The following is a 262-nucleotide window of genomic DNA, read 5'->3' on the forward strand; positions in this document are numbered from 1 at the left end:
AGCACCTGTTTTTGGGGATTACGCCGCCATACAGCCATCAGCAGTGCGTTCAGGACAATGTCCTTTGTCATCCGGGATTGTATGGACCAGCCGATAATTTTGCGTGAGAACAGATCAACAACCACGGCAAGATACAGCCAGCCTTCGTGGGTCCTGATGTAGGTTATGTCCGTTACCCAACTCTCATCCGGAGCATCCGGATTGAACTGTCGCTGGAGCCTGTTGGGCGACACGATACTGGCCTCGCCTTTACGTGCCCGCG

At 54.2% G+C, this 262-nt stretch carries 1 protein-coding gene; it reads right to left on the reverse strand.

Annotated features, from left to right (window positions below; all coding sequences use genetic code 11):
• Positions 1 to 262, reverse strand: a 262-nt coding sequence (locus OGY13_RS25080; RefSeq protein ID WP_286545759.1) for a DDE-type integrase/transposase/recombinase, incomplete at both ends; no start/stop codon positions are given.

It is taken from the genome of Citrobacter sp. Cpo045 (genome assembly GCF_030332875.1).
Taxonomy (GTDB): domain Bacteria; phylum Pseudomonadota; class Gammaproteobacteria; order Enterobacterales; family Enterobacteriaceae; genus Citrobacter; species Citrobacter portucalensis.